General features: G+C 41.2%; 13 protein-coding genes. 8 read left to right on the forward strand and 5 right to left on the reverse strand.

The window, feature by feature from the left end:
* Positions 1–22: 22 nt before the first annotated feature.
* The 7 genes from BSAG_RS10540 (at position 23) to BSAG_RS10510 (ending at position 6,699) form a co-directional block, all read left to right on the forward strand.
* Positions 23–1,378, forward strand: coding sequence for a S8 family peptidase (locus BSAG_RS10540; RefSeq protein WP_004314725.1), 1,356 nt, complete (start codon positions 23–25; stop codon positions 1,376–1,378).
* A gap of 12 nt (positions 1,379–1,390) precedes the next feature.
* A complete protein-coding gene (gene xseA, locus BSAG_RS10535; protein WP_004314726.1) occupies positions 1,391–2,623 on the forward strand; it encodes an exodeoxyribonuclease VII large subunit in 1,233 nt (410 codons plus the stop codon).
* Positions 2,624–2,683: 60 nt separating this feature from the next.
* Positions 2,684–2,893 carry an exodeoxyribonuclease VII small subunit gene (xseB, locus tag BSAG_RS10530; protein WP_004314727.1) on the forward strand — a complete coding sequence of 70 codons (210 nt, stop codon included), beginning with the start codon at positions 2,684–2,686 and terminating at the stop codon, positions 2,891–2,893.
* A 39-nt stretch (positions 2,894–2,932) separates the two neighbouring features.
* Positions 2,933–3,964, forward strand: a complete 1,032-nt coding sequence (locus tag BSAG_RS10525; RefSeq protein WP_255344345.1) for a branched-chain amino acid aminotransferase — start codon at positions 2,933–2,935, stop codon at positions 3,962–3,964.
* A gap of 45 nt (positions 3,965–4,009) precedes the next feature.
* On the forward strand, positions 4,010–4,633 hold the full coding sequence (locus BSAG_RS10520; RefSeq protein WP_004314729.1) for a DUF975 family protein: 624 nt from the start codon (positions 4,010–4,012) through the stop codon (positions 4,631–4,633).
* A gap of 112 nt (positions 4,634–4,745) precedes the next feature.
* Positions 4,746–5,504, forward strand: coding sequence for a tRNA (guanosine(46)-N7)-methyltransferase TrmB (gene trmB, locus BSAG_RS10515; protein ID WP_004314730.1), 759 nt, complete (start codon positions 4,746–4,748; stop codon positions 5,502–5,504).
* A 94-nt stretch (positions 5,505–5,598) separates the two neighbouring features.
* Positions 5,599–6,699 carry an Mrp/NBP35 family ATP-binding protein gene (locus BSAG_RS10510; protein ID WP_004309381.1) on the forward strand — a complete coding sequence of 367 codons (1,101 nt, stop codon included), beginning with the start codon at positions 5,599–5,601 and terminating at the stop codon, positions 6,697–6,699.
* Between the two features lie 331 nt (positions 6,700–7,030).
* Here BSAG_RS10510 and BSAG_RS10505 read toward each other — a convergent pair whose 3' ends face one another.
* From BSAG_RS10505 to BSAG_RS10495, 3 genes are all read right to left on the reverse strand, one after another.
* Positions 7,031–8,944, reverse strand: coding sequence for a redoxin family protein (locus BSAG_RS10505; protein ID WP_004314731.1), 1,914 nt, complete (start codon positions 8,942–8,944; stop codon positions 7,031–7,033).
* 190 nt (positions 8,945–9,134) lie between these two features.
* On the reverse strand, positions 9,135–10,952 hold the full coding sequence (locus tag BSAG_RS10500; protein ID WP_004314732.1) for a M56 family metallopeptidase: 1,818 nt from the start codon (positions 10,950–10,952) through the stop codon (positions 9,135–9,137).
* Between the two features lie 18 nt (positions 10,953–10,970).
* Complete coding sequence (locus tag BSAG_RS10495) at positions 10,971–11,336, reverse strand: BlaI/MecI/CopY family transcriptional regulator (protein WP_004305524.1); 366 nt, start codon at positions 11,334–11,336, stop codon at positions 10,971–10,973.
* 398 nt (positions 11,337–11,734) lie between these two features.
* Between BSAG_RS10495 and BSAG_RS10490 the strand changes: the two genes are divergently transcribed.
* Positions 11,735–12,304, forward strand: a complete 570-nt coding sequence (locus BSAG_RS10490) for a porin family protein (protein WP_004314733.1) — start codon at positions 11,735–11,737, stop codon at positions 12,302–12,304.
* A gap of 147 nt (positions 12,305–12,451) precedes the next feature.
* Here the strand turns inward: BSAG_RS10490 and BSAG_RS10485 are convergent, their stop codons facing one another.
* Positions 12,452–13,711, reverse strand: coding sequence for an ABC transporter permease (locus BSAG_RS10485; RefSeq protein ID WP_008016531.1), 1,260 nt, complete (start codon positions 13,709–13,711; stop codon positions 12,452–12,454).
* Positions 13,712–14,893, reverse strand: coding sequence for an ABC transporter permease (locus tag BSAG_RS10480; protein ID WP_004315461.1), 1,182 nt, complete (start codon positions 14,891–14,893; stop codon positions 13,712–13,714).
* Position 14,894: the final 1 nt, after the last annotated feature.

Genomic DNA, 14,894 nt, shown 5'->3' on the forward strand with positions numbered 1-14,894 from the left:
GATTAAAATAGAAAGATAACTTATGAAGAAGTTTATAGTATTGATTCTCGCTCTAAATATGTATCTGGGGGTATCTGCCCAATTTACTCCGGGAGATACCTTAAAATACCGGATTAGTCTGAAAGACAAAGCGGCTACGGACTATTCTTTGCAGAAACCGGAAAAGTATTTGTCTAAGAAATCTATTGAGCGGAGAAAAAAACAGGGATTGCCCATTGATTCTACCGATTTACCGGTTTGCAGGACGTATGTAGATGCCATACGAAAAACTGGTGTTCATGTACTTGTGACCGGGAAATGGGATAATTTCGTTACTGTTTCTTGTAATGACAGTACCTTAATCAGCGAAATAGCTCAACTGCCTTTTGTACGTTCTACAGAAAGAGTGTGGAAAGGTATCACGCAAAAAGCATTTCAAAGAGACTCATTGATAAATAAACCGTTGCGCACTGATAGTCTTTACGGTCCTGCAATCACGCAAGCGGCTATGAGCCGCGTCGATCTCCTGCATGATGCAGGCTTTAAGGGACAGGGAATGACCATTGCCGTGATTGATGCCGGCTTCCATAATGTGGATAAGATTGATGCCATGAAAAATATCCGTATTCTCGGTGTGCGTGACTTTGTGAATCCGGAGGCAGATATTTATGCAGAAAGCAGTCATGGAATGTCTGTATTGTCCTGTATGGCTATGAACCAGCCGCATGTGATGATTGGCACTGCTCCTGAAGCTTCTTATTGGTTGCTGCGTAGTGAAGACGAATATTCGGAAAATTTGGTAGAGCAGGATTATTGGGCGGCAGCCATCGAGTTTGCCGATAGTGTAGGAGTGGATTTAGTGAATACATCGCTTGGTTACTACTCATTTGATGATCCTACGAAGAATTATAGATACCGTGACTTGAATGGGCATTATGCATTGATGTCCCGTGAAGCTGCGAAGGCTGCCGATAAAGGAATGGTAGTTGTGTGCAGTGCCGGAAATTCGGGCGCGGGTTCGTGGAAGAAGATTACTCCTCCGGGAGATGCGGAGAATATCATAACTGTAGGAGCTGTAACAAAAAGAGGAGAACTGGCGCCGTTTTCTTCTGTAGGAAATACGGCTGACGGACGTGTGAAGCCGGACGTAGTGGCTGTCGGTTTAAATTCGGATGTGATGGGAACGGATGGAAATCTTCGTCGCGCCAATGGAACCTCTTTTGCTTCTCCGATTATGTGCGGTATGGTAGCTTGCTTGTGGCAGGCTTGTCCGAAGCTGACGGCAAAACAGATTATTGATTTGGTGCGTCAGTCAGGTGACAGAGCTGATTTCCCGGATAATATATATGGATATGGTATTCCCGATTTGTGGAAGGCATATCAATCAACTCAACGTTAACTGTTCTTTTTTATGGATTCTCTTTCCCTTTTAGAACTGAATTCACTTGTCCGCCGTAGTCTGGAGCAATGCCTGCCCGATGAATATTGGATACAGGCAGAGTTGAGCGATGTCCGTTCCAATACGACAGGGCATTGTTATCTGGAATTTGTGCAGAAAGATCCTCGTAGTAATAATCTCGTAGCCAAAGCACGGGGGATGATTTGGAATAATATCTACCGTTTGCTGAAACCCTATTTTGAGGAAAGCACCGGACAACTATTTACCTCCGGTATTAAAGTGCTGGTGAAAGTAACTGTTCAGTTTCATGAGTTATACGGTTACAGTCTGACGGTGCTTGATATTGATCCAGCTTACACGTTGGGAGATATGGCTCTCCGTCGTCGGGAAATATTATTGCAGTTGGAAGAGGAGGGAGTCTTGACGTTGAATAAAGAACTTGAAATGCCGGTTCTTCCCCAACGTGTTGCCGTCATTTCTTCGGCTACCGCAGCTGGATATGGAGATTTCTGCCATCAGTTACAGCACAATCCGGGGGGATTCTATTTTTATACAGAACTTTTTCCGGCTTTAATGCAGGGCAATCAAGTTGAAGAGTCTGTATTGGCGGCTTTAGACCGTATCAATGCCCGCATCAATGAATTTGACGTAGTGGTCATTATTCGTGGCGGTGGGGCTACTTCCGATTTATCCGGTTTTGATACTTATCTACTAGCAGCTGCATGTGCGCAATTTCCATTACCTATCATTACCGGTATTGGTCATGAACGCGATGATACAGTCCTTGACTCTGTAGCTCATACCCGGGTAAAGACTCCTACGGCTGCTGCCGAACTTCTGATTCATCAGGTAACGGAAGTCGCAGAGCATCTGGAAGAATTATCTGTACGTCTTCAACAGGGAGCTTATATGCTTCTTGAGCAGGAACAACGAAGGTTGGAGGCGCTCCAAATCCGTATTCCCAATCTTGTTCACCGCAAACTTGCGGATGCTCGTTTTTCTTTGCTGGCAGCAAAGAAGGATTTATCACAAGTGGCGAAAGCATTGTTGGCCCGTCAGTCTCACCGGTTGGAACTTTTGCAACAGCGGATAGCAGACGCCTCTCCGGATAAACTCTTGAGCCGGGGATACAGTATTACAATCAAAGACGGGAAAGCGGTGACGGACGCATCTTCGCTGAAACCGGGAGATCGCTTGACAACCCGGTTGCTGAAAGGAGAAGTGCAATCTGTGGTGGAAAAGTAACTATCCGTCGACTGTGTATTTGTAAGAACATTCATCATTAACCATTAAATATCAATCATCGTGGCAGCAAAAAAAGAAACATATTCCCAAGCAATGGAACGTCTCGAAAAGATCGTTCGCCAGATAGATAATAACGAACTGGATATCGACATTTTGAGTGAGAAAATAAAAGAAGCCAATGAGATTATTGCTTTTTGCAAGGATAAACTGACAAAAGCCGACCGGGAAGTCGAAAAATTATTGCAAGAAAAGAGGCTATCTGAAGAATAAAAGTTATTTTTGCGTTTCAATGCAATAGAAAATAAACTAATACATAACAATATGAAAGAAATAGACTGGGCGAATCTGTCATTCGGATACATGAAGACAGATTACAATGTGAGAATCAACTTCCGTAATGGTGCATGGGGAGAATTAGAGGTTAGTAGTGACGAACACCTCAATTTGCACATGGCGGCAACCTGTTTGCACTATGGTCAGGAAGCCTTTGAAGGGCTGAAAGCATTTCGTGGAAAGGATGGTAAAGTACGTATTTTCCGTTTGGAAGAAAACGCTGCCCGTCTGCAATCTACTTGCCAGGGAATTCTGATGGCAGAACTTCCGACAGAACGGTTTAAAGAAGCAATTTTGAAAGTCGTAAAACTGAATGAACGTTTTATCCCTCCTTATGAAACCGGTGCTTCTCTTTACATTCGTCCGCTGTTGATCGGAACAAGTGCCCAAGTAGGTGTACATCCTGCTGAAGAGTATATGTTTGTAGTGTTCGTAACTCCGGTAGGTCCATATTTCAAAGGTGGTTTCTCTACCAATCCGTACGTTATCATTCGTGAGTTCGATCGTGCCGCTCCTCATGGAACAGGTATTTATAAAGTAGGTGGCAACTATGCAGCCAGCCTTCGTGCTAACAAGAAAGCACACGATCTGGGTTATTCCTGCGAGTTCTATCTTGATGCGAAAGAAAAGAAATATATCGATGAATGTGGTGCTGCCAATTTCTTCGGTATTAAAGATAATACTTATATCACTCCGAAATCATCTTCTATCCTGCCTTCTATTACCAATAAGAGTTTGATGCAGTTGGCAGAAGATATGGGTATCAAGGTGGAACGCCGTCCGATACCGGAAGAAGAACTGGAAACGTTTGAAGAAGCAGGTGCTTGTGGTACTGCCGCAGTAATCAGCCCGATTCAGCGTATCGATGATTTGGAAAACGGAAAATCATACGTTATCTCTAAAGACGGTAAGCCGGGACCTATCTGTACAAAATTGTACAATAAGCTGCGTGGAATTCAGTATGGCGATGAGCCGGATACACATGGCTGGGTGACAATTGTGGAATAACTGTATATAATGAAATAACACATTTATCAATTAATATTATTCACTATGTTAAAACTAAACTCAGAACTGCGTGCTCAGGCGCGTGAGGCACTTCGAGGAAAGTGGCCTATGGCAGCCGTTGCTGCACTTATTTATTCAGTTATTGCCGGTGGATTATCTGCTATTCCTGTGATTGGCGGATTATGTTCATTGTTTGTCGGACTTCCGGTTGCATACGGTTTTACTATTGTAATGCTTGGTGTATGTAGAGGCAAAGACATTGACTTTGGTGTTTTGTTCGAAGGTTTCCAGGATTATGGGCGTATTTTTGTAACTATGTTGCTTCAGACTGTCTATACAGTTTTGTGGTCATTATTGCTGGTTATACCGGGTATCATTAAGTCTTATTCTTATGCAATGACATCTTTTATCTTGAAAGATGAACCGGAAATGAAAAACAATGCAGCTATTGAGAAAAGTATGGCTATGATGGAAGGGAACAAGATGAAGTTGTTCATGCTTGATTTAAGCTTCATTGGTTGGGCTATCCTTTGTATTTTTACTTTTGGTATCGGATTTCTTTTCCTGCAACCGTATGTTGCTATTTCCCGTGCAGCTTTCTATGAAGATTTGAAAGCACAACAAGGTGGAAATGTAGAAGTAAACGTTGAAGTGAATGTTGAGATTTAATAACACGAATCATTCAATATTATAGAAGAATGGAGCATAGAGAAATCTGTGCTCCATTTCTTTTTGTCGGTTGCGTCAAAATCAGTACCTTTGCGGCCTAATCAGGATTGATATGGGAAAGAATAAATTAGAAAAGTTTGCCGATATGGCGAGTTATCCACACGTGTTCGAATATCCTTATTCGGCGGTAGATAACGTGCCTTTTGACATGAAGGGAAAATGGCATGAGGAGTTTTTTAAAAACGATCATCCGATTGTGCTCGAACTAGGCTGCGGACGTGGTGAGTACACCGTCGGCTTGGGTAAAATGTTTCCCGAAAAGAACTTTATAGCAGTTGATATAAAAGGTGCCCGTATGTGGACGGGAGCAACGGAATCATTACAGGCCGGAATGAAGAATGTCGCTTTTCTGCGTACCAATATTGAAATCATTGAACGTTTTTTTGCCGAAGGCGAAGTAAGTGAAATATGGCTTACCTTCTCTGACCCGCAAATGAAGAAAGCAACCAAGCGGTTGACTTCTACCTATTTTATGGAACGGTATCGTAAATTCTTGCAGCCGAATGGTATTATCCACCTGAAAACGGACAGCAACTTCATGTTTACCTATACAAAATACATGATTGAAGCAAATCGTCTTCCCGTTGAGTTTATGACCGAAGATTTATATCATTCCGATTTGGTAGATGATATTCTCGGTATCAAGACTTATTATGAACAACAATGGCTCGATCGTGGTTTAGCTATTAAGTATATCAAATTCCGGCTTCCGCAGGAAGGTCAATTGCAAGAACCGGATGTAGAAATAGAACTTGATCCTTATCGTAGTTATAATCGTAGCAAACGTAGCGGATTAAGTACAAGTAAATAGTTTTGTGCAGTAACAATCGCCCTAAAAGTGAACAGACACTTAATCGAATGGTGATTTTAAATTGTAAATAGTAAATCGTCAAATAGTAAATAAAATGACTCTCTATCCTAAATTGATATTAGATGCATTGGCAACGGTGCGTTATCCCGGTACGGGAAAGAATCTGGTGGAAGCGGAGATGGTTGCCGATAATCTCCGTATTGATGGCATGACTGTCAGCTTCTCATTGATCTTTGAGAAACCAACTGATCCGTTTATGAAATCAATGTTGAAGGCTGCGGAAACAGCTATTCATACGTATGTTTCTCCTGATGTGCAGGTAACGATCACAGCGGAAAGTAAACAAGCTGCCCGCCCGGAAGTTGGCAAGCTCCTTCCGCAGGTGAAGAATATAGTCGGCATATCTTCCGGTAAAGGTGGAGTAGGCAAGTCTACGGTGTCTGCGAATCTGGCTGTTGCTTTGGCTAAATTAGGTTATAAAGTCGGTTTGCTTGATGCTGATATTTTTGGTCCTTCTATGCCGAAGATGTTTCAGGTGGAAGATGCACGCCCTTATGCTGAACGTATCGACGGTCGTGACATGATTATTCCGGTAGAAAAATATGGAGTGAAATTATTATCTATCGGCTTCTTTGTCGATCCGGATCAGGCAACTTTGTGGCGTGGTGGAATGGCTAGTAATGCGTTGAAACAGTTGATTGCTGATGCAGCTTGGGGAGAGTTGGATTATTTTCTGATAGACCTTCCTCCCGGAACCAGTGATATTCATTTGACAGTTGTTCAAACGCTGGCCATGACAGGGGCGATTGTTGTCAGCACTCCGCAGGCAGTGGCTTTGGCAGATGCCCGTAAGGGAATCAATATGTTTACCAATGATAAGGTAAATGTACCTATCCTTGGTTTGGTTGAAAATATGGCTTGGTTTACTCCTGCCGAACTTCCCGAAAATAAATACTATATCTTCGGAAAAGAAGGCGCAAAGAAACTGGCTGAAGAGATGAATGTTCCTTTGTTGGGACAGATACCTATCGTACAAAGCATTTGCGAAGGGGGAGATAATGGTACACCTGTTGCGTTGGATGAAGATTCCGTAACCGGACGTGCTTTCTTATCCCTGGCTGCCAGTGTCGTTCGCCAAGTAGATCGACGGAATGTAGAGATGGCTCCGACTCAAATCGTGGAAATGCATAAATAAGTGGAATCTGGAGTTGGATAGCTTTGTAGTAAGTTATCCATAGGATATAAAACGAGCCTCTGTAGTCTTTTCAAAGACTATGGAGGCTCGTTTATTTATTGATTTTTAGGATTGCGTATTCTTGCAAAATAATCTTATATTATAATCCGCGTAATCCATGCCTAAATATATTATATAAACTAATTATGATGACATACTTATATAGCAATTGTTGTTGGCGGATTTTCCTCTACAAGATAGTGACGCTATCCGATAGAAATAGTGACGGTATCATTATCATATACCGTCACTATCCTAAGCATATACCGTCACTATCTTTTTAACGTTCGAATTACTTATTCAAAGCTTTCATAAGCTCTTTTTTCATGGTGTCTACTCCGGGAAATCCAGTTTGCTTGAAAGTAATATTACCCTCCGGATCAACAACAAAATAAGTGGGAACTCCCCGGATATTGAAGCTGGACATCAGAAAACTCCATTGTTCATTTGTCACACGGAAATGCTCACCATGAATGTCGGTAATCATATTTTCCCAAGTGCCTTTGGGTGAAGTTTCGCCTGTGATGTAGAGGTAGATAATATCCTTGTCTTTTAATTCCTCTTTCATTGGAGTAATGGCTTTATTGGCTGTGCGACAAGGGCCACACCAAGTTGCCCAAAAATCGACTAACAACGTGTGTCCACGGAATTTAGAGATAATGGATGGGAATAAGTCCTCATTGGAGACTTGTCCCGTCTCGTTTACAGTGAAGCCTGTCTTTCTTTTGTTTAATTCTATTTTCTTTATTATTTCTTTGTTCGTTTGAGTAAGCATCTCTGCGTATGCCGGGGAAGAAAAAGTTTTTAGTTCGGCATTCTGCTCTGCTGTTAACGGGGTAAAATCCTTTATGGATTGATACAGTTTATTAAATTTAATGTTATCGAATAAGGGGCCCTGTCCCGTTCCCAGTGTCTCTTTAAGTACATCTAAAGAATTTGGCAGAAAACTTATCAAGTATATTGTTGATGCGTAATATTTACCGTATAGCGCTTTCAGAGTGTTGATAGAAGTGAACTCTTTCAATATGTCATAGTATCCTGTAGGAATGTCAATGCGGGTATTGTAGAAATAGTCGTCGGTCTGTTCTTTATTCAGTTTATTAACAGCGATATATGCTGATTTTAGTTCTCTCTCCGTCATGGCGATTTTACCAGTCGCTGCCAGATCTACCTGAATATTTAATAGCTCTTTACACGCATTGCTGTATGGGGATTGTGCAATTTCTTTTCGAATGGATGGAAGACGCTCCAATACATAAGCCTTGTATTCATCTGCGCTTTTCCCGGCAATGTCGTTATACATATCCATGTAATAAACGCTTTTCAATACAATATCTATATCTACGGAAGCTAATTCTTGTTGCAAGCTGGCCAGATAACCATTAAAGTATACAGGCTCTCCATACGTTTTATCCTTTCTTTGCAGATGCGCCTGTCTACGGCATAGTTCCTTTGTATTGATGATGAGCGATGTCTCTTCGTTGGGGGCTATCAGACACTCGATCCAACCAAAAGGTAGTTCTAATGCTACACTTGTAACGGACGCTACTTTGACCTCCGCCTGAAAAGTGCCGTCTTCTTTGATCTTTATGATATTCTGTTCATTGTGGATATTCAATGCAGGACTTTCTATATGCATCTTCATTTGTTGCATCATCTCTTTTTGATAGTCCAGTATTTTTCCTTTGAGTGTAGCGGTTCCAAAAGCCAACTGAGGAGTAGGCAATATCGCTTTCTTATTTATTTTGTGTATGACTGCTTCTTTGGGAAGTTTTTGTTTATAGGATGTCTCTTTGTCTAATTGTATTCCCCATATCTTATAGGCCCCGTCGAAGTCTCCTTCCGAGAAATCCAGACTGGTTACATTTTCAGGTATTGGGGGAAATAAGAGTTGAAACTCCGCTTCTCCCGATTCCGGCATCCAGAATTCCTTATCCAATGTGATTCCAACTCCCTTTCGGATAGGATAAAGCATTCCGTTATTATCTTTCAGAAAACTGCCCGTTGCTATTTTAATCCAGTATTTCGGGCGATAAAAAGCTTTTATATACACTGTTGTCACGGTATCACTCATGACAATTTTATCAATCTCAATACTATTGGAGCTCCATGCTAGAAAAGGAGGCCGTTCGATAACTCTGTCTTTGGCTTGTATGGTGCAGATTGTGCAGAATATTAAACCGATAATCCATGCGAATCTTTTCATGTGAATAATGTTTTATTACACGAACAAATATAAGGATCTTTTTATAACTATCCTTGTAAAAAACGGAAAAAGAAATGACTTTTTTCAGCACCGGGGAAAGATACGTCCGGCACCGGGAGGAGAGAGTTCCCCACCGATGAGCGCCCCTTTCCTCACCGATGAGGAAAGGGAGCGGTATCGGGGAAGTTATTTATTGTAACCGGAACGTGATAGGGAGGGTATACTTAACAGGAACAGCCTGTCCTTTTTGCATTCCCGGTTCCCATTTAGGCATGTTGCCCACTACACGGATGGCTTCTGCATCCAGTGACGGAGATACGCTACGTAATACTTTTACGTTTGACAAACTACCGTCGGTTCCGATAATCATTTGTATGATTACCCTGCCTTGTTCTTTGTTTTTTTGAGCAATGACAGGATATTTGATACTTCTAGCAAGATAACGCATCAACCCGGCTTGTCCCTCCGGGAATTTGGGCATTGTTTCTACTACAGTGAAAGCCTGAACTGCGTTTTCTCCTTTCACACCTACTGCACCGGGAGTTGAATCTTCCTGTGGACCGTATCCCACTACAACTACTTCGTCCAGATCAGACTGCTTGATCTCTTCCGCTTTGGGGGTGGGGGGATCGGATAGTCTGAAAGCAACGGGAACTGTAAATTTTACATTTACTGCTTCCCCTCTTTGTTTGCCAGGTTGCCATTTAGGCATGGCAGCAATGACACGCATGGCTTCTTTGTCGAGATACGGATTGACACTTCGTTCTACTTTTGTGTCGGCTATACTTCCGTCCTTTTTAACAGTAAAGCTTACAATTACACGTCCTTGTGCACCGATTGCATGTGCTTCAGCCGGATATTTGACATTTTTCGACAAGTAATCCATCAATGCCTTCATCCCTCCCGGAAAATCCGGCATTTCTTCTACAACCTGAAAAACAACAGAATCCGGTACACTCTTGATTTGTGTTTCCGTTACTTCCTTTTCTTTTGTACCTTGCGGAAGGCTGATTTCTTGAATTTCTCTTGTAGAAAGTTCGGGAATATTTGTGGTTTCAGCTTGCATGGCAACTTCTTCCGTTACTTGTCCCATCATTTCTTTTGCAAATTTTTCAGTAGTACGTGCTACCATTTCGATGTTACTGACAATCATCAAGATGCCAGCTAAGGGAAGAAACATCAGATATTTGGTTCTTCCTATTTCTTTCGTTCTTCGTTTATTCATCATTTTAATACGATTTTTGAGTGGTAAAACATTGAAACTATTTGATAAATTTGCTGCAGCCTTGTGATGTGCCAGTCCCAATAAGTGGTACTGGTATGATTTACTATCATGTCCCGTTTCTAATACACGATGGTCTGCCATGTATTCGAGGTTTCCTCTGACCTCCCGTTTCATTAACCAGATAAATGGGTTGAACCAGCAGAATATACACATTATTTCGCTGAAAAGCACATCCACCGAGTGGTATTGTCGGGCATGGGTCTCTTCATGCGTAATGATTTCACTGATTTCAGATTCCGTATGTGATTGCGGGTGTATGAATATCCAGTGGAAGAAAGAAAAAGGACCTGTTTCTTTTTTTAATAGATGTACGCGTACTCCTTGTATATTGCTTTTTGAGCATTGGAAATGCAATCGGATGATGCTACCCAGTTGTACGAAGAAACGTGCGGTAAGTAATAACATTCCGCTCCAATAAATAATTTTAGCGAACTGCGTGATAACCTCTTGCCAATTTATGACAGTCGCTTGTGTAGGAGTCACAACTTGCTCCGGAAGCAGGATGGTTGCATAAAGATCTGCCATTGCCACCATCGGTTCGTGAGCTTTTATCCATCCCTGAATATTCAATAGGGGATAAAGCATGGAGATGGCAAAGAAACATAGCAAAGCCATCCTACGCCAATGGAAGAAGGTGTCTTTATGGAAAAACAACCGATAGAATGCATAGAACAGAGCTATCGCTACATTTATCTTTAGAAAATAAGCTAGTTCCGGAGTCATGGTGATGAATGTTTTCTATTAATTTTCTTTTCCTTTTTCAATGAGTTCGATAATATCTTTGAGATCATCGGTCGAAATTTTCTGGTCTTTGGCAAAGAAAGAAACCATTTCTTTGTAAGAGTTCTCAAAGTAGTTACGAACTACGCCACTCATAAAATGGCGTTTATATTCATTTTCGCGAATGGCAGGAGTATATTGGTAGGTATTACCCACACGTTTCGGTGTGACATATCCTTTCCGCTCGAGGTTCTTTACGATAGATGCTACTGTGGTATAAGGAGGTGCCGGTTGCGTATACTTTGCAACAATGTCTTTTACGAAACAGCATTGTAACTCCCAAATGTAGATCATTACTTCTTCTTCTTGTATAGTTAACTTTTCCATGGAGATGTTGTTTAATTACGAATACTTCGCAAATCTACGAATATTTCGTAAACAAGCAATAGCTAGTCGGTTAATAATTGTAAATGTATAAATCTTGCAAGAATATTTTAATTGCATTGTTATTCGGAAATTATTTAAGCATAAAAAAAGACCGGATGAACATTATTTTTTTCTATATAGTCACTCTTTAATAACCTTTATGCAAAAAATAGACTATCAAGGATTTTTTTATATAAAATAAATGAAATATATTTGCGGCTACAAAACATACGTTAAATACGGAAGGGTGTGTTTCAATACTTTAACCGGTTGCGAATAATTCCCCACACTTCAAACAGAACTATTAACTAACAATGCCAACCAAAGGGAAGAGGAAGGCAAACTAAAAAATGAATGATATGAAAAAAGGTTTGATTTTTGTGCTATTTGCACTTGTTTCTATCGTTTCTTATTCTCAGATTTCTTGGAATGCCAAAGTTGGTATGAACATGAGTAACTTTACTGGGGATATGGATACTGACATGAGGATTGGATTCAATGTAGGCGTTGGCATGGAATATCAGTTCTCTGATATGTGGTCTATTCAACCTTCGTTGATGTTCACTCAAAAAGGTGCTAAACAGGATGAAGTGAAAATGAATCCAATGTATTTGGAGATTCCGGTATTGGCTGCTGCAAGATTTGCAATTGCTGATAACCAGAATATTGTAGTGAAAGCTGGTCCTTATTTTGCATTTGGTATTGCTGGTAAGTGTAAAATTGGTGATGAAAAAATTGATTTCTTTGGTGACGGTGATGATCAATTTGGAGCAAAAAGATTTGATGCAGGTCTCGGTGTAGGCGTTGCTTATGAAATTAATAAATTCTTTATTGACTTATCAGGAGAATTTGGTTTGGCTAAATTGGCTGATGGTGACGGTGCACCGAAGAACATGAACTTCTCTATCGGTGTAGGTTACAAGTTCTAAACTTATTATACTCTCTTTATAATATCTCTAAAATCCCTCGTTCTATACTCTCTTGGAACGGGGGATTTTCATGTTCTTATTTGAAAAAAACGGCATATCCCATTGAAAGGATACACCGTTAATTCTCTCTCTTGTAATTCTTACTCATTAATCACTTATCTGCTTGGATAAGTTTGCTTTCTCTTTTAATTCTTTGTATCTCTCTATTGCATGTTTGCGACTCATCAGTATTTGCCAGCGGTATACCCAACAGGTGGTCAGGAAATAAATGCCGGCTTGCAACCACAAAGCCTTATATTCAAAAGCTACTTCACTAAGAGTGGCTCCCATATTGTTGATTTTTACAAAGCCGTTAATTCCAAACGTTGAGGGGAAGATGTAGGATACATACTTCCAAAACGGAGGAATAGCTGCTCCCGGCCAGGAAATTCCTGAAATAAATAACAGGGGGACTGATGTGAATACAAAAATCAGCATACACGTTTCCCGATTGCGAATGGCAATAGAAGCTGTCATCGCAAAGAAGATACAAGCCGCAAGATAGGGGACAACGAATAATATTAATGAACTGGGTTGCCCAATTTGGTTGAGGCTAAACAATCTTGGAACGACATAAAGTACGTAGAAAGCTACCAATATATAAACTAGGAAATAACTCAATCCTTTTCCTAATACAATTCGTAACGTCCCGTTATAGTGACGATTAATAGGTACAAGATCCTTAAATCTGTTGTTCTCACGAGCAGTTCCTGCAGCGAGACCGATGCCGAGCAATAATGTCTGTTGGATAATCAATACCAATACAGCAGGAATCAGGAAAGCGGCGAATCCGGCAGTCGGGTTGAAAATGGAAATCTCTTCATATTCGATCGGATAAGCGGTGATTTCATCTTGACGGTCGGTCGTGTTTCCGCTACGTGCAATCTTGATATCCTTATTCATATTCAGAGAAACCGCTGTGTTGGCAAGAAGCATCGATTTATAATACAACAATCCGCTCATGTCGCAATAGATGCTCACTTGTGTCTGTTTTCCTTTGGCAATATTGTCACTAAAATCCGAAGGGATATAAATGATACCGTATGCACGCCGGTTTTTCAGCATTTGTTTGGCCTCTTCCATATCGGCACAGTAAGAGACGATTTTAATATCGGGCGTAGCATCTACCTTGCGGAGATATTCGCGGCTAAGAGATGAATGTGAATCATCTACAACAACAGCAGGAACTTCACGCACTACTTCGTTATCATAGATGAAACTATATAGCAACGGATAACCTAACGGGACGAGTATAAAGAATATTAGTACCCCCTGGTCGCGGAAAGTTGTCTGAAACTCCCGTTTCCAGATATAAAACAGGTCATTGATGCCTTGAGCTATCTTATCTTTTAATTTTATATCTTTCATTTAGGGTATATATTTATAGTAAACCAATGCTTCCTTCAGGCGGTGAACCACGAAGAAGGGGAGCATCATAAATATTAATAGTGCCATATAGTTGGTCCATGAGTAAGCCATACTATATCCGTTGAGCGCCTGATCCACGTAAATAAGGAAATAGTGCCGCAAAGGAAATAGATTGCTCAAAGCCTGTAAAACAGGATGCATAGCCATGACCGGGAATGAAAAACCGGAAATGGAGAACGATATGACTCCCCACAGGGAAGCAAAACTTAATCCGAGTCGTAGAGTCGGCAGGGTTCCTATCATAACAATACCACAACATTGGGATGCCAGTACAAGACAGAGTGTGGCAAATATCATCGGAAATATACCGCTGTTGCAAGGAAAATGCAGGAATCCATACAGGTATACATTATAAAATATACCCATGGTGAAAAAGACTACAGTGTGGGGAAGCAACTTCCCGGCCAATGCAATATAAATGGAGTTGTTACTCATTCGTAACCATTCGCGAGCCGTACGATCTTTGATTTCTACACCGATTGAATAGACAGTAACCATAAATATTAATAGCATGAGTACTCCCGGTATCAGTGTATTGCATAAGTATACCGAATAGTTCAGCCACGGATTATTCAGTGGGTGTGTATCGATAACAATCGGTTGCAGATATGCCATAGCCTGATCCTCTGTTGCACCTTTGGCATATAACATAGTCCTTGCAGCGGCTCCTGAAGTGAGTTCTCCCATCATTTTCATATCTCTGAACAATAGGGAGCCTGCAATCAGGTAGGAGTAATTGGTGTAGAAGGAGATTGTCGGTTGTCGTTGGCTCTGTGCCTCTGCCGATAAACCTTTGGGAAGGTAAAAGAATCCATAGATTTTTCCTTCTTGCATGGCAATGCGTGCATCTGTCACATTACTGTAATGAGCTACAACCCCTGTCTGTGAGAAAGCATCCAGGTTGCGGACAATATTACGGGAAGTAGACGAATCATCCATATCTACTACTCCCGCAGGAAGATCCTTGGGAAGTCCCGAATCCATTAAGGTGGTGAAGAATATATAGCAAAACAGTGGGGCAATGACCATACAGAAGAGGTAGAGCGGGCGTGAAACCAACCGCCGGCACTCTCTTTGCATGACCTGCCACAGGGCTATATATTTCTTTTCTCTCTCTCTCATG

Origin of the sequence: Bacteroides sp. D1 (genome assembly GCF_000157095.2) — a bacterium.
GTDB classification, from domain to species: domain Bacteria; phylum Bacteroidota; class Bacteroidia; order Bacteroidales; family Bacteroidaceae; genus Bacteroides; species Bacteroides xylanisolvens.